The organism is Actinomadura rugatobispora (assembly GCF_055379765.1).
Window position 1 is genome coordinate 9611818 of the sequence record NZ_AP029191.1, and the last position, 20678, is coordinate 9632495.

At 73.2% G+C, this 20678-nt stretch carries 17 protein-coding genes; 13 read left to right on the plus strand and 4 right to left on the minus strand.

The window, feature by feature from the left end:
- Positions 1-21 precede the first annotated feature (21 nt).
- Positions 22-747 (plus strand): Crp/Fnr family transcriptional regulator, encoded by a 726-nt coding sequence (locus ACZ466_RS43260; protein ID WP_464041913.1) that lies wholly within the window; start codon positions 22-24, stop codon positions 745-747.
- Positions 748-764: 17 nt separating this feature from the next.
- On the opposite strand, the gene ACZ466_RS43265 is transcribed toward ACZ466_RS43260, so the two are convergent.
- Positions 765-1514 carry a maleylpyruvate isomerase family mycothiol-dependent enzyme gene (locus ACZ466_RS43265; RefSeq protein WP_464041914.1) on the minus strand — a complete coding sequence of 250 codons (750 nt, stop codon included), beginning with the start codon at positions 1512-1514 and terminating at the stop codon, positions 765-767.
- Between the two features lie 105 nt (positions 1515-1619).
- Here ACZ466_RS43265 and ACZ466_RS43270 point away from each other — a divergent pair, with 105 nt between their 5' ends.
- The 3 genes from ACZ466_RS43270 to ACZ466_RS43280 all read left to right on the plus strand — a co-directional run bounded on the left by ACZ466_RS43270 (position 1620) and on the right by ACZ466_RS43280 (position 6316).
- Positions 1620-2459 carry an MBL fold metallo-hydrolase gene (locus ACZ466_RS43270; protein ID WP_378290725.1) on the plus strand — a complete coding sequence of 280 codons (840 nt, stop codon included), beginning with the start codon at positions 1620-1622 and terminating at the stop codon, positions 2457-2459.
- Positions 2460-2671: 212 nt separating this feature from the next.
- Positions 2672-5509, plus strand: coding sequence for an excinuclease ABC subunit UvrA (gene uvrA / locus ACZ466_RS43275; protein ID WP_378290727.1), 2838 nt, complete (start codon positions 2672-2674; stop codon positions 5507-5509).
- Between the two features lie 264 nt (positions 5510-5773).
- A complete protein-coding gene (locus ACZ466_RS43280) occupies positions 5774-6316 on the plus strand; it encodes a Rieske (2Fe-2S) protein (protein ID WP_378290729.1) in 543 nt (180 codons plus the stop codon).
- Between the two features lie 177 nt (positions 6317-6493).
- On the opposite strand, the gene ACZ466_RS43285 is transcribed toward ACZ466_RS43280, so the two are convergent.
- Complete coding sequence (locus ACZ466_RS43285; RefSeq protein WP_378290732.1) at positions 6494-7615, minus strand: mechanosensitive ion channel family protein; 1122 nt, start codon at positions 7613-7615, stop codon at positions 6494-6496.
- Between the two features lie 149 nt (positions 7616-7764).
- Between ACZ466_RS43285 and uvrC the strand changes: the two genes are divergently transcribed.
- From uvrC to whiA, 4 genes are all read left to right on the plus strand, one after another.
- On the plus strand, positions 7765-9867 hold the full coding sequence (uvrC, locus tag ACZ466_RS43290; protein ID WP_378290734.1) for an excinuclease ABC subunit UvrC: 2103 nt from the start codon (positions 7765-7767) through the stop codon (positions 9865-9867).
- Positions 9868-9908: 41 nt separating this feature from the next.
- Positions 9909-10742, plus strand: a complete 834-nt coding sequence (rapZ, locus tag ACZ466_RS43295; RefSeq protein WP_378290800.1) for an RNase adapter RapZ — start codon at positions 9909-9911, stop codon at positions 10740-10742.
- A 105-nt stretch (positions 10743-10847) separates the two neighbouring features.
- Complete coding sequence (locus ACZ466_RS43300; protein WP_378290736.1) at positions 10848-11897, plus strand: gluconeogenesis factor YvcK family protein; 1050 nt, start codon at positions 10848-10850, stop codon at positions 11895-11897.
- Positions 11898-11957: 60 nt separating this feature from the next.
- Positions 11958-12938, plus strand: coding sequence for a DNA-binding protein WhiA (whiA, locus tag ACZ466_RS43305; RefSeq protein WP_378290738.1), 981 nt, complete (start codon positions 11958-11960; stop codon positions 12936-12938).
- Between the two features lie 45 nt (positions 12939-12983).
- On the opposite strand, the gene ACZ466_RS43310 is transcribed toward whiA, so the two are convergent.
- The gene (locus tag ACZ466_RS43310) at positions 12984-14852 is read right to left on the minus strand and encodes a heparinase II/III domain-containing protein (RefSeq protein WP_464041916.1); all 1869 of its coding nucleotides are present in this window, start codon (positions 14850-14852) and stop codon (positions 12984-12986) included.
- A gap of 313 nt (positions 14853-15165) precedes the next feature.
- On the opposite strand from ACZ466_RS43310, the gene gap reads away from it, so the two are divergent.
- The 5 genes from gap (at position 15166) to ACZ466_RS43335 (ending at position 19208) form a co-directional block, all read left to right on the plus strand.
- Entirely contained in the window at positions 15166-16170 is a 1005-nt protein-coding gene (gene gap, locus ACZ466_RS43315) for a type I glyceraldehyde-3-phosphate dehydrogenase (protein WP_378290742.1), read from the plus strand.
- An 82-nt stretch (positions 16171-16252) separates the two neighbouring features.
- The gene (locus tag ACZ466_RS43320) at positions 16253-17467 is read left to right on the plus strand and encodes a phosphoglycerate kinase (protein WP_378290744.1); all 1215 of its coding nucleotides are present in this window, start codon (positions 16253-16255) and stop codon (positions 17465-17467) included.
- 3 nt (positions 17468-17470) lie between these two features.
- Positions 17471-18286, plus strand: coding sequence for a triose-phosphate isomerase (gene tpiA / locus ACZ466_RS43325; protein ID WP_378290747.1), 816 nt, complete (start codon positions 17471-17473; stop codon positions 18284-18286).
- Positions 18287-18518: 232 nt separating this feature from the next.
- Positions 18519-18761, plus strand: a complete 243-nt coding sequence (gene secG, locus ACZ466_RS43330) for a preprotein translocase subunit SecG (RefSeq protein WP_378290749.1) — start codon at positions 18519-18521, stop codon at positions 18759-18761.
- Positions 18762-18836: 75 nt separating this feature from the next.
- A complete protein-coding gene (locus ACZ466_RS43335; protein ID WP_378290751.1) occupies positions 18837-19208 on the plus strand; it encodes an RNA polymerase-binding protein RbpA in 372 nt (123 codons plus the stop codon).
- A 78-nt stretch (positions 19209-19286) separates the two neighbouring features.
- Here the strand turns inward: ACZ466_RS43335 and ACZ466_RS43340 are convergent, their stop codons facing one another.
- Positions 19287-20675, minus strand: a complete 1389-nt coding sequence (locus ACZ466_RS43340; RefSeq protein ID WP_378290753.1) for an acyltransferase family protein — start codon at positions 20673-20675, stop codon at positions 19287-19289.
- Positions 20676-20678: the final 3 nt, after the last annotated feature.

Here is a 20678-nt window from a genome sequence, read left to right on the forward strand (position 1 = left end):
ACTTGTGGAACGGGAGGCGAGATGGAGGTCACCAGGTTCTGGGACGTGCTGCCCGAGCGCGCGCGGGAGGCCCTCCGGCGGGAGGGCGTCAGCGTGATGATCAAGCCGGGCGGGTTCCTCACCCGCGAGCACACCCGCGCGTCGCAGGTCTTCGTGCTGCGCTCGGGCGCGGCCAAGGTGTGGATCGACCGGGGCGGCGACATCGCGATCCTGGACGTGCTGGGCCCGGGCGACGTGGTCGGCGAGATGGAGGCGGCGGACGGCGGAGCCCGGCACGCCAGCGTGGAGGCGCTGACGCCCGTGCAGGCGCTGGTGCTGCCCGCCGCCCGGTTCCGCGCCGTGCTGGACGCCCACCCGGGCGCGGCCTGGGCCGTCGCCGCCGTCCTGGCCGAACGGCTCCGCGACGCCAACGAGCTGCGCGTGGCGCACTTCCCCGACGAGCCCGAGCGGCGGCTGGCGGGACGGCTGCTGCGCCTGGCCGCCCGGTTCGGCAGGCCGTCGGCCGACCCGCGCGGCGGCGTCGAGGTGCGGGTGCCGGTCAGCCGCCAGGACCTGGGCCGCTGGGCGGGCATGGGCCGGCGCAGCGTGGCCCGGATTCTGGCCGCCGAGCAGAGCGGCCTCGCCGTCGCCCGCAACATGATCAACGTGCGGTCGCCGGAGGCGCTGCACCGGCTGGCCGGCGATCCCGGGGCGGGCGATCCCGAGCCCGGGGCGGGCGGCCGCGGCTTCCCCGGCGAGGCCGCCTGAGGCGCCCGCCGCGGCGGTCAGAACGCGCTGGGAGCGTGCGGCCAGGGCGGCGGCACGGGCAGCGGCCCCTCCGGGCGCGCCGCCACGCCCTCGCCCGCGGACCGCCCGGTGAGCCAGCCGAGCAGCGCCCGCCCCGACCCCGAGATCTCCGGCCCGCCGGCACCGGCGCCCAGGTCCGCGGTCTCCGCCGTGTCGGTGGCCGTCAGCCGGTGCCCCCGCAGGCCCGCCCGGAGATCCGCGGGCAGGGCCTCCAGGTCGGCGAGCGTGCCGGTCAGCGCCCACCGCACATACGGCTCGGGCCAGTCGGCGGGCCCGTAGCCGGCGGCGAGGTCGACGTGGTGGGTCTCCACCTCCTGCCAGCGCCGGTACACCACGAACCACGCGGGATGGGACCAGCCGGGCATCGCCCGCACGGTCGCCTCCCACGCCTCCTCCGGCAGCGACCGGGCCCGCTCGGAGAACCGCTCGCCCGTCGCGCGGACGTCCTCGGCCAGGGCCCGCGGGCCGCGGCCGGCGCCCGCCTCCAGGTCGGCGTTGCGCGCCTCCAGGCTCGGGTACTGCGGGATCTCCACGCCCGTCCGCGCCCATTCGAGCAGGTTCCAGAGCGAGTCGGCGTTGCGGGCGATGTGCGTGGCCACATGGCCGCGGGTCCAGCCGGGCAGGGCCGAGGGGGCGCGCACGGCCTGCTCGTCCAGGCCGGACAGCGTCACCGCGATCCGCTCAGTGCCCGCCTCGACCTCCGCCAGGACCCGCCGCCAGTCGCCCATCTCGCCCCTTCCGTACGCCGGTGGCGCGGGCCCTCCGCGAGGCGCCGCGCGTCCGGGACCATCCTGCCCGGCCCCGGCTCCCGGCAGCGGGTGAGAATGATCTCCATGACGCATCCCATCTGCGTGACCTGCGGAGTGCAGTACGCCGAGCCCCGCCCCGACTGCCCCGTCTGCGAGGACGAGCGGCAGTACGTCGGCTGGGACGGCCAGCGCTGGACGACGCTCGCCGAGCTGCGGGCGGCCGGCCACCGCGGCCGGGTCGAGCCGGAGGGCCCGGGGATCGTGGGCGTCGGCGCCGAGCCCGCGACGGCCATCGGCCAGCGCGCCCTGCTGGTGCGGGCGCCGGGCGGCAACGTGCTCTGGGACATGATCAGCTACATCGACGACGACCTGGTCCGGGAGGTGCGGGCGCTGGGCGGGGTCTCGGCCGTCGCGATCAGCCACCCGCACTTCTACGGCTCCATGATCGAGTGGGCCCGCGCGTTCGACGCCCCGGTCCATATCCACGCGGCGGACCGCCGGTGGGTGGCCCGGCCCGACGACGCGGTGGTCTTCTGGGACGGCGACACCCGCGAGATCGCCGACGGCCTCACCCTGATCAACGCCGGGGTGCACTTCGCCGGCGGGCAGGTCCTGCACTGGCGGGACGGCGAGGACGGCCGCGGCGCGCTGCTGTCGGGCGACATCCTCCAGGTGGTGAGCGACCGCGACTGGGTCGGTTTCATGTACTCCTATCCGAACCTCATCCCCGAACGGCCCCGGACCGTCCGCCGGGCGCTGCGGCTGCTGGAGCCGTACCCGTTCGCCCGCGTGTACGGGGCGTGGTGGAGGAGGATCGTCCAGACGGACGGCAAGGAGGCCGTGCGCCGCTCCGCCGCCCGCTACCTGGACTTCGCCCTCGACGACGGCCCACCGGGGCACGGCGCGCCGGGACGTACTCTGTGAGCCTGGCACGGAGGCGGCCCGGCGCGTTCCGGTGGCGATAGATCTTCGAACACGTGTACGGTTCGGAAGCGAAATGCGGCGGCGGTCGCCGCTGTTATGCACACGGGGAAACGTCGTACCCCCTCGCCAGCCTGTCACCGCGCCAGACCTGTCAGCGGACCCGTCGTCGCGCCCGGAGGGCACCGAGCCCAGAAGAGGAACCGAGCAACGCCGTGCATGACCGACTCATCGTGCGTGGAGCACGCGAGCACAACCTGAAGGACGTCTCGCTCGACCTGCCGCGAGACTCCATGATCGTGTTCACCGGGCTGTCCGGCTCCGGCAAGTCGAGTCTGGCGTTCGACACGATCTTCGCCGAGGGCCAGCGCCGGTACGTGGAGTCGCTGTCGGCCTACGCCCGGCAGTTCCTGGGCCAGATGGACAAGCCCGACGTCGACTTCATCGAGGGCCTCTCCCCGGCGGTGTCGATCGACCAGAAGTCCACCAGCAAGAACCCGCGCTCCACGGTCGGCACGATCACCGAGGTCTACGACTACCTGCGGCTGCTGTACGCCCGGATCGGCCACCCGCACTGCCCCGAGTGCGGCCGCCCGATCAGCCGGCAGGCGCCGCAGCAGATCGTCGACCGGGTGCTGGAGCTGGAGCAGGGCACCCGGTTCCAGGTGCTGGCCCCGGTGATCCGCGGCCGCAAGGGCGAGTACCTCGAGCTGTTCCGCGAGCTGCAGTCCAAGGGCTACTCGCGGGCGCTGGTCGACGGCCAGATGATCAGGCTGGACGACCCGCCCAAGCTCAAGAAGCAGGAGAAGCACGACATCGCCGTGGTCGTCGACCGGCTCGCCGTCAAGGACTCGGCCCGCCAGCGGCTGGCCGACTCGGTGGAGACCGCGCTCGGGCTGGCCGGCGGCACGATCGTGCTCGACTTCGTCGACCTGCCCGAGGACGACGAGCACCGCACCCGGATGTTCTCCGAGCACCTCTACTGCCCCTACGACGACCTGTCGTTCGAGGAGCTGGAGCCGCGCTCGTTCTCGTTCAACTCCCCCTACGGCGCCTGCCCCGACTGCACCGGCCTGGGCACCCGCATGGAGGTCGACCCCGAGCTGGTCGTGCCCGACCCGACGATGACGCTGGGCGAGGGCGCGATCCAGCCCTGGTCCAACGGCCACGTCAGCGACTACTTCCTGCGGCTGCTGTCGGCGCTGGGCGACGCGATGGGCTTCGACCTCAACACGCCCTGGGAGAAGCTGCCCGCCAAGGCGCGCAAGGCGATCCTCAACGGGCACGAGACCCAGGTCCACGTCCGCTACAAGAACCGCTACGGCCGCACCCGCTCCTACTACACCGCCTACGAGGGCGTGATCCCCTACATCCAGCGGCGGCACGCCGAGTCCGAGAGCGACTCCACCCGGGAGAAGTTCGAGGGCTACATGCGGGAGATCCCGTGCCCCTCGTGCCAGGGGGCGCGGCTCAAGCCGGTCGTGCTGGCCGTGACCATGGGCGGGCGGTCGATCGCCGACGTGGCGGCGATGCCGATCGGCGAGTGCGCCAAGTTCCTGCTGGCCATGGAGCTGAGCGAGCGGGACCGGCACATCGCCGAGCGGGTGCTGAAGGAGATCAACGCCCGGCTGGGCTTCCTGCTGGACGTCGGGCTCGACTACCTGACCCTCGACCGCGCCTCGGCCACCCTGGCCGGCGGCGAGGCGCAGCGGATCCGGCTGGCCACCCAGATCGGCTCCGGGCTGGTCGGCGTGCTGTACGTGCTGGACGAGCCGTCCATCGGCCTGCACCAGCGCGACAACCACCGGCTGCTGGACACCCTGCTGCGGCTGCGCGACATGGGCAACACCCTGATCGTCGTCGAGCACGACGAGGACACCATCCAGGCCGCCGACTGGGTGGTCGACATCGGCCCCCGGGCCGGTGAGCACGGCGGGCAGATCGTGGTGTCGGGCACCGTCGAGGACCTGATGACCTCGGAGCGCTCGCTGACCGGGGCCTACCTGTCGGGCCGCCGCGAGATCGCGGTGCCCGAGATCCGCCGCCCCCGGCAGAGGGGCCGGGAGGTCACCGTCAAGGGCGCCCGGCAGAACAACCTCCAGGGCGTCGACGTGGCGTTCCCGCTCGGGGTGTTCACCGCGGTCACCGGCGTCTCCGGATCGGGCAAGTCCACCCTGGTCAACGACATCCTCTACAACTCGCTGGCCAAGCAGCTGCACGGCGCCCGCACGGTGCCGGGCAAGCACCGCCGGGTCAACGGCGTCGACCAGCTCGACAAGGTGGTGCACGTCGACCAGTCGCCGATCGGCCGCACGCCGCGCTCCAACCCGGCCACCTACACCGGGGTGTTCGACCACATCCGCAAGCTGTTCGCGCAGACGACCGAGGCCAAGGTCCGCGGCTACCAGCCGGGCCGGTTCTCCTTCAACGTCAAGGGCGGGCGCTGCGAGAACTGCTCCGGCGACGGCACCATCAAGATCGAGATGAACTTCCTGCCGGACGTCTACGTGCCCTGCGAGGTCTGCCACGGCGCCCGGTACAACCGGGAGACCCTGGAGGTCCACTACAAGGGCAAGACGATCTCCGAGGTGCTGGACATGCCGATCGAGGAGGCCGCGGTCTTCTTCGAGCCGATCAAGGCGATCCACCGGCATCTGAAGACCCTCAACGACGTGGGCCTGGGCTACGTCCGGCTGGGCCAGCCCGCGCCGACCCTGTCGGGCGGCGAGGCGCAGCGCGTCAAGCTGGCCTCGGAGCTGCAGCGCCGGTCCACCGGCCGCACGATCTACGTGCTGGACGAGCCCACCACCGGCCTGCACTTCGAGGACATCCGCAAGCTGCTGGGCGTGCTGAACGGGCTGGTCGACAAGGGCAACACGGTGATCGTGATCGAGCACAACCTGGACGTCGTCAAGACCGCCGACTGGATCATCGACATGGGCCCGGAGGGCGGCTCCCGGGGCGGCACCGTGGTCGCCACCGGAACGCCCGAGGACGTCGCCAAGGTGGAGGCCAGCCACACCGGCCAGTTCCTCGCCAAGATCCTCGGCTGACCGACCCGCCGTCTCCGCCCCGCCGGGGGCCCATCCGCACACCGGGCGCACCCGTACCGCGCCCGGTGTGCCGCCGGCGGCAGGCTTCCGTTGCGCGCCCCTGCAGGTCCATCGCGAACGTGCAGGTAGAAAGGTGTTCGCCCGGTCCGCCCGGCAAAAGCTCCGGGATGGATTGAACCTTCAAACGCCGCCGTACGTACTCCAGGGTGACAGTGGAGGCACGCGCGGCAAGCACCCAACGCGCGCGACACACGGAGGAGACGCATGGCACAGGCGCCCGCAGCGCGGACGGACAGCTCGGAAACGGAGGCCGGCGCGGCGCCGCCGGCCCCCGCGGAGACGACCGCCGCCGGCACACCGGAGGGCGGGACCCGCCGGGGGCTCCTGATCGGGGCCGGTCTCGCCGGCGTCGCGGGGCTCGCCGCCGCGTGCGGCGGGGACGACGGCGGCGGTTCGGCCGGCGGCGCCGAGAGCCCCGCGGGCAACGGCAACGGCAACGCCGGCGGGGGCGGCGGCGGGAAGGCGCTGGCCGCGACCAGCGAGATCCCGGTCGGCGGCGGCAAGGTCTTCGAGGCCGAGAAGGTCGTCGTCGTGCAGCCCGCCGCGGGCCAGTTCAAGGCCTACAGCTCCCTCTGCACGCACCGGCGCTGCCCGGTCGACGCGGTGGCGGGCGGCACGATCAACTGCCCGTGCCACGGCAGCAAGTTCAAGATCGCGGACGGTGCGCCGCTCCCCAACCTGCCCGCGACCGAGCCGCTGGAGGAGAAGAAGATCACCGTCCAGGGCGACCAGATCACGCTCGGCTGAACGGCGGACACGACCGGTCAGGGGGCGGAGGGCGCGCGCCGGGAGCCGCATGGGCCCGGGGCCCGGCGCGCGCCGCGCTCAGATCCCCGCGAGGGCGGCGGGCCACGGTGTGACTCGCCGCCTCGACACGAGCGCACTCGGATCGGCCGCCGCAGGCCGCCCTGTGAATCCGGGCGCTCAGGTGTACGCCGGCGGCTGGGCGGCCTGCGGGCCGGGCGCGGCCGTGAGGCCGCCGGCGGCATCGGCGTCGGCGCCGGCCGCCGCGCCGGTCCCGGCCAGCTCGGCGCGGAAGCGGGGCAGCGCGTCGGGATGGTGCTCGCGGACGTAGGCGACCAGGTGCTCGCGGGCGTCGCAGCGCAGGTCCCAGGCGCTGGCGGAGTCGGCCGCGCTCATCAGGGCGCGCAGCTGGACCAGTCCGTTCGGCAGCACGTCGGTGACCTGCAGGATCCATTCGCGGCGGTCCCACAGCGGGTTGTCGCGCAGCATCTTGTACAGCTCGGTGCGCAGTTCCTCGACCGGCACCGTCCAGTCCACGTGCAGGGTGACCGAGCCGACCACGCGGCTGGAGTGCCGGGTCCAGTTCTCGAACGGCTGCTCGGTGAAGTAGGACACCGGAAGGATCAGCCGCCGGTCGTCCCACAGGCACACGACCACGTAGGAGAGCGTCAGCTCCTCGATCCGGCCCCACTGGCCCTGGACGACCACCACGTCGTCCAGGCGCAGCGCGTCGCTGAAGGCGATCTGCAGCCCGGCGAACAGGTTGCCCAGCGCCGGCCGGGCCGCGATCCCGACGACCAGCCCGGCCACGCCCGCCGAGGCCAGCATCCCGGCGCCCAGCGTCCGCACCGCGGGGAAGGTGAACAGCGCCGCGCCCACCGCCACGACCACCACGACGGCCGCCGCGATCCGGCGCAGCAGCAGCATCTGGGTGCGCGCCTTGCGGGCCCGGCGGTTGCGCTCGCCCTCGATCCGGGTCAGCCGCGCCAGCGCCGGCTCGGTGAGCGCGTAGGTGATCCGCAGCACCAGCCAGGTGGTGGCGCCGATGGCGGCGATCTTGAGCAGATGGCGGACCGCGTCCTCGGCCGCGCCGTTCAGCGCGTGGTACGGCATCGCCGCGCTCGCACTGATCACCACGGCGAACGTGAACGCGGGAGCGGTGCAGTGCCGGGCCGCCTCCCCGGCGCCCGGCCAGCGCGCCGAGAGCCGCCGCCCGGCCAGCAGCCGCCGGGCGCCCTCGACCACGATGACCGCCATCGCCACCGTGGCCGCCAGTACGATCCAGCCCCAGAACGCGGACACGTCTCGTTTCCACCTCCATGACCGGTGTGTTCGAAAATCCTTCAGGCGTCTTTTTCCGATCTTCCGCGAGGCGAACGAGATCTGCGTCACTCCCGGGCGGGCGCCGCGGGGCACGCCGGTTGTCGGTGGGGCCGACTAGGCTTTCGGGCGTGGCAGACCCGGCGACCTACCGACCCGCCCCGGGGTCCATACCGGACTCGCCGGGCGTGTACCGCTTCCGTGACGAGCACGGGAGGGTCATCTACGTGGGCAAGGCCAAGAGCCTGCGCTCGCGGCTGAACTCCTACTTCGCCGACTTCGCCGGGCTCCATCCGCGCACCCAGACGATGCTGCAGACGGCGGCCGGGGTCGACTGGACGGTGGTGGGCACCGAGGTCGAGGCCCTCCAGCTCGAGTACTCCTGGATCAAGGAGTTCGATCCGCGGTTCAACGTCCGTTACCGCGACGACAAGTCCTATCCCTATCTGGCGGTCACCCTCGACGAGGAGTATCCGAGGGTGATGGTGATGCGCGGAGCCAAACGCAAGGGAGTCCGCTACTTCGGGCCGTACTCCCACGCCTGGGCGATCCGGGAGACGGTCGACCAGCTGCTGCGCGTCTTCCCGGTCCGCACCTGCCGTCCCGGGGTGTTCAAGCGGCAGCGCCAGCTCGACCGGCCGTGCCTGCTCGGCTACATCGACAAGTGCTCGGCGCCCTGCGTGGGGCGGGTGACGGCCGAGGAGCACCGGCTGCTCGCCGAGGACTTCTGCGACTTCATGGCCGGCGAGACCGGCCGGTTCACCCGGCGGCTCGAGCGGCAGATGCGCGAGGCGTCCGCCGCCATGGAGTACGAGCGGGCCGCCCGGCTGCGCGACGACATCCGCGCCCTGGAGCGGGCGCTGGAGAAGCAGACGGTGGTGCTGCCCGACCGCACCGACTGCGACATGATCGCCTTCGCCGAGGACGAGCTGGAGGCGGCCGTCCAGGTCTTCTACGTGCGCGGCGGCCGGATCCGCGGCCAGCGCGGCTGGGTGGTCGACAAGGTCGAGGCGGTCACCACCTCCGACCTGGTCGAGCACTTCCTCATCCAGATCTACAGCGAGAGCGACTCGGTGCCGCGCGAGGTGCTGGTCCCGGCGCTGCCGCCGGACGCGGACGCGATGACCGAGCTGCTGGCGGAGCAGCGCGGCGGCCCGGTCCGGCTGCGGGTGCCGCAGCGGGGCGACAAGAAGACGCTGCTGGAGACCGTGGCGCGCAACGCGACGGAGGCGCTGAAGCAGCACAAGACCCGCCGGGCCAGCGATCTGACCACGCGGAGCCGCGCGCTGCGGGAGATCCAGGAGGCCCTGGAACTGCCGGAGGCGCCGCTGCGGATCGAGTGCTACGACGTGTCCAACCTGCAGGGCTCCAACGTGGTGGCCTCGATGGTGGTGTTTGAGGACGGCCTGGCCCGCAAGAGCGAGTACCGCCGGTTCACGATCAAGGCGGTGGACGGCCAGGACGACGTCCGCTCCATCCACGAGGTGATCACCCGCCGGTTCCGCCGCTACCTGGCCGAGAGCGAGAAGTTCGGCGAGCTGGACGCGCTCGGCGACGGCCCCGAGGACGGCTCCGGCGCCGCGGCCGCGGCGGGCGCGGGCGGCGCGGCGGGTTCGGTGAACGGCGCGGCGGACGGCGCGGCGGGCGCGGACGGGGAGGCGGAGACCGGCCTCGACGCCTCCGCCCACCAGCCGATCGACCCCGAGACGGGCCGCCCCCGCAAGTTCGCCTACCCGCCCAACCTGGTGCTGGTCGACGGCGGCCCGCCGCAGGTGGCGGCGGCGCGGCGGGCCCTGGACGAGCTCGGCATCGACGACATCGCGGTGTGCGGCATCGCCAAGCGGCTGGAGGAGATCTGGCTGCCCGGCGACCCCGACCCGGTGATCCTGCCGCGCAACAGCGAGGGCATGTTCCTGGTGCAGCGGGTGCGCGACGAGGCCCACCGGTTCGCCATCAATTTCCACCGGCAGCGGCGTTCCAAGTCCATGACCGTGAGCGAACTCGATAGCGTTCCCGGGCTGGGGCCGGCACGACGGTCGGCCCTGCTGAAACATTTCGGTTCGCTGAAGCGGTTGAAGCAGGCGACGCCCGAGCAGATCGCCGAGGTCCCGGGCATCGGCCCGCGCGGTGCGACGCAGATCGCCGCGGCCCTGCACGGGGGGTCCCCGGCGGCCGGGCGGGCCGGCGACGGCGGCGGGGACGGCGGCCGAGACCACAGGGGGGAGCCGAGTTGACCACCGACACTCAGATTCCGGACATAGTGATCGTGACGGGCATGTCCGGGGCGGGACGCAGCACGGCCGCCAAGTCGCTGGAGGACCTCGACTGGTTCGTGGTCGACAACCTGCCCCCGGCGCTGCTGGCCACCATGGCCGATCTGGGCGGCCGGGTGAAGGACGCCGTCCCGCGGATCGCGGTCGTGGTGGACGTGCGCAGCCGCGCGTTCACCGAGGACCTCCACTCGGCCATCGCCGAGCTGGAGGCGCGCGGCGTCCACCCGCGGGTGGTGTTCCTGGAGGCGGGCGACGCCGACCTGGTGCGCCGGTTCGAGAGCGTCCGCCGCCCGCATCCGCTGCAGGGCGACGGCCGGCTGGTCGACGGCATCGCCCGCGAGCGGGACCTGGTCCGCGAGGTGCGGGCCGAGGCCGACCTGGTGATCGACACCAGCGGGCTGAACGTGCACGAGCTGCGCGCCAAGATCGTCGGCTTCTTCGGCAACGACACCGGCGAGTCCAGCCTGCGCGCCACGGTGGTGTCCTTCGGCTACAAGTACGGCCTGCCGGTGGACGCCGACCTGGTCGTCGACTGCCGCTTCCTGCCCAACCCGCACTGGGTGCCCGAGCTGCGGCCCAAGACCGGCCGGGACGCCGCCGTCCGCGACTACGTGCTGGGCCAGCGCGGCGCCAAGGAGTTCCTGGACGCCTACACCGAGGTGCTGCGGCTGCTCGCCGACGGGTACGAGCGCGAGGGCAAGCACTACGTGACGCTGGCCGTCGGATGCACCGGCGGCAAACACCGTAGTGTGGCCATGGCGGAGCAGATCGCCGCCCGGCTGAGGGACGAGGGCATCGAGGTGCAGGCCTCGCACCGTGACCTCGGCCGTGAGTGAGGCGCCCCGGCGGCGCCCGGACGAGCGAGAGAGCGGCACGGTGGACCCTGGGGCGACGACGCGCGCGGTGGCCGGTGCGGCGGGCGAGGCGGTGACCGGCCGGGCATGGTGAGCCAATCCGGAACGGTGAGCCAGTCCGGAGGCCCGGCCGTGGTCGCCCTCGGCGGCGGCCATGGCCTGTACGCCTCGCTGTCGGCGCTGCGCCGGGTGACGAGCCGGCTGAGCGCGGTCGTCACGGTCGCCGACGACGGCGGTTCCAGCGGGCGGCTGCGCCGCGAGCTGGGCGTGCTGCCGCCCGGCGATCTGCGGATGGCGCTGGCCGCGCTGTGCGGCGACGACGAGTGGGGCCAGACCTGGCGCGACGTCGTCCAGCACCGGTTCCGCAGCCAGGGGGAGCTGCACGACCACGCGGTCGGGAACCTGCTGATCGTGGCGCTGTGGGAGCTGCTGGGCGGCGATTCGGGCGACTCCGGCGACTCCGGCGATTCGGGTGACTCCGGTGACTCCGGCGGCGAGGGCCCCGTGCCCGGTTCGACCGTGGCCGGTCTGGACTGGGTGGGGCGGCTGCTGGGCGCCCAGGGCAGGGTCCTGCCGATGGCGTCGGTGCCGCTGGACATCGTCGCGGAGGTGCGCGGCGCCGATCCGTCCCGCCCCGACGAGGTCACCCGGGTCAGGGGGCAGGTGGCCTGCGCGAAGACGCCGGGGACGGTGCTGAGCGTGTCGCTGGTGCCGGGCGACCCGCCGGCGTGCCCGGAGGCGCTGGCCGCGGTGAAGGACGCCGACTGGGTGGTGTTCGGGCCGGGGTCGTGGTTCACCAGCGTGCTGCCGCACCTGCAGGTGCCCGAGCTGGCCCGCGCCCTGATGGCCACGGACGCCCGCCGCGTCGTCGCGCTCAACCTGGCCCCGCAGCCGGGGGAGACCGACGACTTCTCCCCGCAGACGCATCTGGAGGTGCTCCAGGCGCACGCCCCGGATCTGCGCGTCGACGTCGTCCTCGCCGACCGGGGGGTGGTCGACGACCCCGTCGCCCTGGACAAGGCCGTCCGTGACCTGGGCGGCAGGCTGGAACTGGCCGACGTCGCCGCCGACGACGGCTCACCACGTCACGATCCCGCCCGGCTGGCCCAAGCCTTCGTGAAGATTTTCCGTGACTGACTCCCGGCGGGGCCGACATCGGCCACACTGCTGGGGAGTTCCTAGGGGGAGGGTTCATCTATGGCGATGACCGGCGTGGTCAAGGACGAGCTGAGCAGGCTGTCGGTGATGAAGCCGTGCTGCCGCAAGGCGGAGGTGTCGACGCTGCTGCGCTTCGCGGGCGGCCTGCACCTGGTCAGCGGGCGGATCGTGATCGAGGCCGAGATCGACACCGGCTCGGCCGCGCGGCGGCTGCGCAAGGACATCGCCGAGGTCTTCGGCCACACCTCCGACGTGGTGGTGCTGGCCCCCAGCGGCCTGCGCAAGGGCAACCGGTACGTGGTGCGGGTGTTCCGCGAGGGGGAGTCGCTGGCCCGGCAGACCGGCCTGATCGACAACAACGGCCGCCCGGTGCGCGGGCTGCCCCGGCACGTGGTCGCGGGGGCGGCCTGCGACGCCGAGTCGGCCTGGCGGGGGGCGTTCCTGGCGCACGGGTCGCTGACCGAGCCGGGCCGGTCGATGTCGCTGGAGGTCACCTGCCCGGGGCCGGAGGCCGCGCTGGCGCTGGTCGGCGCCGCCCGCCGGCTGAAGATCCACGCCAAGGCGCGGGAGGTGCGCGGGGTCGACCGGGTCGTGGTGCGCGACGGGGACGCGATCAGCGCCCTGCTCACCCGGCTGGGGGCGCACGACAGCGTGCTGGCCTGGGAGGAGCGGCGGATGCGCCGCGAGGTCCGGGCGACGGCCAACCGGCTGGCCAACTTCGACGACGCCAACCTGCGCCGCTCCGCGCGCGCCGCGGTGGCCGCGGGCGCCCGGGTGGCGCGGGCGCTGGAGATCCTCGGCGAGGAGGCCCCCGAGCACCTGGTCAGCGCGGGCCGGCTGCGGCTGGAGCACAAGCAGGCGTCGCTGGAGGAACTGGGCCAGCTGGCCGACCCGCCGCTGACCAAGGACGCGATCGCGGGCCGGATCCGCCGACTGCTGGCGATGGCCGACAAGCGCGCCCAGGACCAGGGCGTCCCGGGCACCGACGCCAACCTCACCGCCGAGATGCTCGCCCCCTGACCCGCCGCACGTCCTCGCTCCCTCCGGCCGGTCGGTCCCGGTCGGTCAGCGGGTGCGGCGGAGGGTGCCGTCGGGAGCCGCCTCCACGGCCAGCCGCCGCCCGGCGATCTCGGCCTCGATCACATAGACGCCGTTCGCGCGCGGCGGCGAGACCCGTACCGACGGCCGCGCCCCGTCCCGAACGGGTGCGATGAGGGTGAGCATCCGCACCTCCTGCCCGTGGGCGGGCAGCCTGACCACCGGTGCGGGCACGGCGGTGCGGGGCGCCGGCGCGACCCAGCCCTGCCGCTGCTCCCTGCTCCCTTTGACGACCGCGGCGGCCCGGCCGGTGCCCGCCTGGGCCGCGCTTCCGGGGACGGCCACGCGCAGGAAGTGCACGCGGATCCCGCCCGCCGTCGCCACCGCGTCCCCCCCGTCCGGGCGGGCCTCGAACGCGGCCGGCAGGTGCCAGAGCTGCTCGACGGTCCGCGGCGCCGCCGAACGCACCTGGTCGAGCACCACGAGCGCGTCCGGGTCCGAGGCGGCCAGCACTGAGCGCGTCCGTGTGGACCCGGCGAACGCGGTGTCGGAGAAGCGGAAGAAGTCGCCGCCCTCGGCGAACCGGTGGCCGGTCAGGGCCGTGGCCGCGCGCGAGTCGAACGGGATGTCCCGCACGACCACGGTGTTGTGCGCCTCCGGCGACCGCAGCCAGTCGCGCCAGACCGGCTCGCTGTAACCCGCGTGCCCGCTCGGCACGAGGATGGAGCGGCCCTGGGCGTAGAAGGTGAGCGCCATGTGGTCGTCCTGGCCGTGGGCGTACCGGCCGGGCCCGAAGCGGGCCGTGTACGCCATCTCCTCCTTGTACGGCCGGTCGCCGTCGCCCCACCCCGACCGGCCCATGACGTAGCCGGCCTCGTACACCCGCGCCCGTGCGCCCGGCCTCGTCCCGGCCCTGCCCTGGGACGCCGCGTACCGGAGCGGGCCCCGCCCCGGCCGGGAGACGCGGGAGATCGTCGAGGCGTACGTCTCGCCGATCTGGATCAGGTCGCCCGCCGGGGCGGACTGGAAGGCGATGAACTCGTCCATGAGCGCGTGCCTGCGGGCCAGTTCGGCGGGGACGGGCCTGCGGCAGGCGCGGATGACGTCCATGGCGCTGCGCCACCGGGTGCGGTTGTAGACCGAGTACTGCGTGGACTGCTCGTTGTTGGCGCCCTCGGCGTCGATGGCGGGCCGGACCCCGGCGGGCGGCCGCAGCACCGCGCTGACCAGCCGTTCGTAGGCGAGGCCGGCGAGGTCCTCGCGCCCGATGCGGCAGGCGGCGGCCAGCAGGGTCATGGACTCGTCGGTGCCGTGGTTCCAGGGGCCCGACCAGTTGCGGGGGTCGGCGAGCTCCTCGGCGTGCCGGGCGATCGCCTCGTCCAGCCAGCGGGCGTCCAGGTGGGCGCGCAGGCAGGTCATCGTGGCGAGGCGGAACTTGGCGCCCTCCTCGATCGCCTCGCGGCGGGCGTGGCCGAAGCGGCCGGGCAGGGCGTTGTCGGCCAGCCAGTCGCGGACGATGCCCGCCGCAAGGTCGAGCGACGCCCGGTCGCGGGTGCGGCCGTACTCCTTGATCAGCCCGCCCAGCCATTCGAGCGAGTGGAGCCACAGCTGCCAGGTCCGGTCGCGGTGCGGGTCCAGGCCCCAGTCCACGTCGGGGCCGTCGGCGACCCGTTCGGGCGGGGTGTCCGGGATGCGGAACCGCCCCGCCTTGACCTCCCGGGCGGGGTTGGCGCCGTCCAGCCCGTGGTAGCCCAGGCAGGGGCCCGGCGCGGTCGCGCCGGGGGAGGGCCGCGCGGCGGGCGCGACCGGCGGCCCGGCGACCGGCGCCGCCTCGCCGCCCGCGACGGCGCAGCCCGTGGCGGAGAGCACGGCCAGGACCAGCGCGCCGAACGGCACGGCCCGCCCGCGCCGAGAGCGCCCGTACCGAGAGCGCCCGCGCCAAGATCGTAGGTGCACAACAGAGAAGACCCGCGACCCCCTGCCAGGGGTTGACAGGCCGGGCGCCCGAGCGGATGAAGATCGGCTGAACGGACGGTGACGCCCGCCCCCGTCCCGGCTGATCATCACCCGTCCGGGGGACCGGGGCACCACCCCCGCAATCACCTCCGGCCGGTGGCGAGGTGAGGGCCCGTCATTCGGTAGGGTCGGACGTGGGGCGCCGCCCCGGTCCAGGTGAGATGCAGAGACGACGTACGAGGAGAGCCGTTCCGTGACCATCCGAGTAGGCATCAACGGGTTCGGCCGGATCGGCCGCAACTTCTTCCGCGCCGTTCAGGCGAGCGGGGCCGACATCGAGATCGTGGCGGTCAACGACCTGACCGACAACGCCACCCTCGCCCACCTGCTCAAGTACGACAGCATCCTGGGCCGGCTGGGCCAGGAGGTGAAGGCCACCGCGGACGAGATCGTCGTCGGCGGCAAGGCGATCAAGGCCTTCGAGGAGCGCGACCCGGCCAACCTCAAGTGGGGCGACGTCGGCGCCGACGTCGTGGTGGAGTCCACCGGCTTCTTCACCGACGCCACCAAGGCCAAGGTGCACGCCGACAACGGCGCCAAGAAGGTCATCATCTCGGCGCCGGCCAAGAACGAGGACGTCACCATCGTGATGGGCGTCAACGACGACCAGTACGACCCGGCGAACCACACGGTGATCTCCAACGCGTCCTGCACCACCAACTGCCTGGGTCCGATGGCCAAGGTGCTGAACGACACGTTCGGCATCGAGAAGGGCCTGATGACCACCATCCACGCCTACACCCAGGACCAGAACCTCCAGGACGCGCCGCACAAGGACCTGCGCCGCTCCCGGGCCGCCGCGCTCAACATCGTGCCGACCTCCACCGGCGCCGCCAAGGCCATCGGCCTGGTGCTGCCGGAGCTGAAGGGCAAGCTCGACGGGTACGCGCTGCGGGTGCCGGTGCCGACCGGCTCGGCCACCGACCTGACCGCCACGGTGCGCCGCGACACCACCGTCGAGGAGGTCAACGCGGCGCTCAAGGCCGCCGCCGAGGGCCCGCTGCGCGGCATCCTCACCTACACCGAGGACCCGATCGTGTCGTCGGACATCGTCACCGACCCGGCCTCCTGCATCCTCGACGCCGGGCTGACCAAGGTCATCGGCGACCAGGTCAAGGTCGTCGGCTGGTACGACAACGAGTGGGGCTACTCCAACCGCCTGACCGACCTGGTCACCCTGGTCGGCACCCAGCTCTGATCCGACTTCCCGCCGTGCGCCCGGGGCCGTTCGCCGGCCCCGGGCGCACGGCGGGCGTGTATCCGGAAGGATGACGCACTCGATGCGCACCATCGACGATCTGGACGTGTCCGGGAAGCGGGTACTGGTCCGGGCCGATCTCAACGTGCCGCTCCAGGACGGGTCGATCACCGACGACGGGCGGATCCGCGCCAGCGTGCCGACGATCGCGACGCTGCGCGAGCGCGGCGCCAGGGTGATCGTCTGCGCCCACCTGGGCCGGCCCCGAGCCCATTTGCGCGGCTCCGCCACGACGCCTGCGGTGCAGCCGGAGTTCTCGCTGGCCCCGGTGGCCGCGCGGCTCGGCGAGCTGCTCGGCACCGAGGTGAGGTTCGCCACCGACGTGGTGGGCGAGGCGGCCCGCGAGGCCGCCTCCGGCCTGGCCGACGGCGAGGTCGCGCTGCTGGAGAACCTGCGCTTCGAGCCCGGGGAGACCAGCAAGGACGACGCCGAGCGCGGCGCGTTCGCCGACCGTCTCGCCGCCCTCGCCGAGCTGTACGTGGGCGACGGCTTCGGCGCGGTGCACCGCAGGCACGCCAGCGTCTACGACGTGCCCGGGCGGCTGCCGCACGCCGCCGGCGGGCTGGTCGAGACCGAGGTGCGGGTGCTCAGGCGGCTCACCGACGACGTCGCCCGCCCCTACGCCGTCGTCCTCGGCGGCTCCAAGGTCTCCGACAAGCTCGGCGTGATCGACAACCTGCTGGGCAAGGCCGACCGGATCCTCATCGGCGGCGGGATGGTCTTCACCTTCCTCAAGGCCCAGGGCCACGAGGTCGGCGAGAGCCTGCTGGAGCAGGACCAGCTCGACACCGTCCGCGGCTACCTGCGGCGGGCCGAGGAGTCGGGCGTGGAGTTCGTGCTGCCGGCCGACATCGTCGCCGCCACCGCGTTCGCCGCGGACGCCGACCACGACGTGGTTCCCGCCGACGCGATCCCCGCCGACCGGATCGGCCTCGACATCGGCCCCGAGTCGGGCAAGCACTTCGCCTCCCGGCTCGGCGACGCCGCGACCATCTTCTGGAACGGCCCGATGGGCGTGTTCGAGATGGAGCCGTACTCCCACGGCACCCGCGCGGTCGCGCAGGGCCTGCTGGGCTCCGGCGCGTTCACCGTCGTCGGCGGCGGCGACTCGGCCGCGGCGGTCCGGCAGCTCGGCTTCGACGAGAACGGCTTCTCCCACATCTCCACCGGCGGCGGCGCCAGCCTCGAGTACCTCGAGGGCAAGACGCTCCCCGGCCTGCAGGCTCTGGAGGACTGACGCATGGCCCCCAAGAACCCCGCTTCCAAGAACACCGGCCGCAAGCCGCTGATGGCCGGCAACTGGAAGATGAACATCAACCACCTGGAGGCCATCAAGCTGGTGCAGCAGCTGGCCTTCGGGCTCAAGGAGGCCGACTTCGAGGCGGTGGACGTGGCCGTGCTGCCGCCGTTCACCGACCTGCGCTCGGTGCAGACGCTGGTGGACGCCGACAAGCTGGCCATCGCCTACGGCTCGCAGGACGTCTCCGCGCACGCCTCCGGCGCCTACACCGGCGAGGTCTCCGGCGCGATGCTGGCCAAGCTGGGCTGCTCGTACGCGACGGTCGGCCACTCCGAGCGCCGCCAGTACCACGGCGAGGACGAGGCCCTGGTCAACGCCAAGGCCAAGGCCGCCATCGCCAACGAGATCACCCCGATCGTGTGCGTGGGCGAGGGCCTGGAAGTCCGCCGCGAGGGCCGCCACGTCGAGCACACCCTGGGCCAGGTGGACGGCGCGCTGGAGAAGATCCCGGCCGACCAGGCCCGCGCCCTGGTGATCGCCTACGAGCCGGTCTGGGCGATCGGGACCGGCGAGGTCGCCACCCCCGACGACGCCCAGGAGGTCTGCGCCGCGATCCGGGGACGGCTCGCCGAGCTGTACGACACCGAGGTCGCCGGTGAGACGCGTATCCTGTACGGGGGCTCGGTCAAGGGCTCGAACATCGCCGGGATCATGGCGCGGTCCGATGTGGACGGCGCTCTGGTCGGCGGGGCGAGCCTGGACCCGGGTGAATTCATCAAGATCTGCCGTTTCCGGGACCTGCCGGTCTCGGTCTGATCGCGGGCCGGGCGTACCGTCCCGGACGGCGCTCCGAGCTGGTCAGTTCTGATCAATTCGGTCGCGGTACGGGGATTCTTGCCGAACCAACGGGAAGTTCGTCGTACCCTTCCGTACTGACGGGCCGACCGTTCGGCCCGCGATCGCGTCCGCGAACAGAACGTTCCCTGAACACGAAGCCGAACATGAAGCGCCCCGCCGCCGCGGGGTCGGCCGGAAGAGGCGTACAACAGTGATCATCGCAGCGTCCGCAGTGCTCATCCTCACCAGCCTGCTCATGGTGGTCCTCGTGCTCGCGCACAAGGGCAAGGGCGGGGGCCTGTCGGACATGTTCGGCGGCGGCGTCACCTCGTCCCTGGGCGGGTCGTCGGTGGTCGAGCGCAACCTGGACCGGCTGACCGTCGCCACCGGCGTCATCTGGTTCGCCTCGATCATCGTGCTCGGGCTGCTGTTCAAGAGCAAGGGCGTCGGCTGAGCAGGCCGTGACACAGCGAAATGTCCCGCCGCGTGGTCAGTGCGGCGCGGACGCACACGAACGAGGAGTGAATCCGTGGGTAGTGGAAACGCGATTCGGGGCAGCCGGGTCGGCGCCGGTCCGATGGGGGAGGCCGAGCGCGGAGACGCGGCCCCCAGGGTCTGGGTGACCTTCTACTGCGCCAACCGGCACGAGACCCGCCCCAGTTTCGCGACCGACGTCGCCGTTCCCGACACCTGGGACTGCCCGCGCTGCGGGTTCCCGGCGGGCCAGGACTCCGCCAACCCCCCGGCTCCGCCCAAGACCGAGCCGTACAAGACGCACCTGGCGTACGTGAAGGAGCGGCGCAGCGACGAGGACGGCGAGGCCATCCTCGAGGAGGCGCTGGCCAAGCTCCGCGAGAAGCGCGCCAAGGTCAAGGCCGCCATGGAGGCCGCCCGGGTCTGAGCCCCCGCGTTCTCCCGCCACCAGGTCGGCGCCCTCGCACGATCTGGACAGCCCGGTTTCCCGTAGGGGAGCCGGGCTTTACGCGTCCCCGGCGGCGGCCTTCGCAGCGGTCGTCGGGGCGGTCTTCGCGGTGCTCTCCGCGGCTGCCGGGGCCGCGTCCGCGCCGTCCGGGAGCGCTCCTTCCCGAAGCACGGGGGCGGTGCGGCGGGCGAGCCGCCGGCCGAGGCGCTGCAGCGGCGCCTCGATCCACCGGTAGGTGAGGTGGCTCACCAGCAGCACCGCGACCAGGTACGGGACGAGCAGCAGCGGCGCGTCGGCGCGGGGCCGCCCGATCGTGATGTCGGAGACGATCAGCAGCACCGGATGCACCAGGTACACCGAATAGCTGATCAGGCCGAGCCGGGTGAGCCAGCGCGGGACGCGGCGGCGGCGCAGCGCCATGCCGAGCGCGAACACCAGCGCGGTGACCAGGATGCCGATCGTCCAGGCGCGCTTGAGGACGAACTCGGTCTGCCCCGGCGCGTACACGGTGATGTGCCACAGCCCGCCGCCGATCGCCGCGGCCAGCACGGCGGTCACGGCGACGGCGGCGGCGCGCACGCTGATCTGGCCGCGCTCGGCCCGGTGGATGGCGGTGCCGGCGAACATCACCGCGAGCAGGGCCAGGCCCTCCCACGCCTCGACGCGCGCGTTGCCCAGCAGCAGCACGGCCGCCAGCGCCCCGCCGAGCAGCGCGCCCGTCCGGGCGAGCCGGGTCCGCGACGAGCAGGCCAGCGCGATCGCCGCGGCCATGACGAGCGCGGCGGTCACCGCGACGGTGGTGATGCCGTGGTCCCGCGACAGCGCCGCGGTGGGCAGCAGGACGCCCAGTCCCAGCGCGGCCACGGCCAGCGCGGTGGCGATGGAGGCCGAGTGCCGGTCGAGGCGGCCCAGCGCGAACAGCGCCACCACCAGCAGATAGAAGATCATCTCGTAGGACAGCGTCCAGAGGACGTTGAGCGCGCTGGGCACCGCGAGCAGGTCCTGCATCATCGTCAGGTGCGCCGCGATCGCGCCGAGCGGATCGTAGGCCTCCCCGAGGCGCTGCCGGAGCGGCATCAGGCCGGTGACCGCCAGCAGCAGCGTGACGGCCAGCACCGCGAGCAGCAGCGGGTAGATCCGGAACAGCCGGCTGATCCAGAACCGCCGCGCCGATCCGGTGCGTTCCAGGGACGCGGGGATGATGTAGCCGCTGACGAGGAAGAACAGCAGCACGCCGCTGTTGCCCGGGTCCAGCCACCGCAGGATCTCGTGCCGGAACTGCGGGAGGTAGTGGTAGCAGCCGTGGTGGAGGGCCACCGCGATGGCCGCGATGCCGCGCAGCGCGTCCAGCCATCCCAGCCGCTCGGCCCCGGTGGGCGCCGGGGCGGGCCCGTTCTGCGGGGCGGCTCCGTCCGCCGGGCCTCCCGGGGGAGAGGTATCCGGCACCAA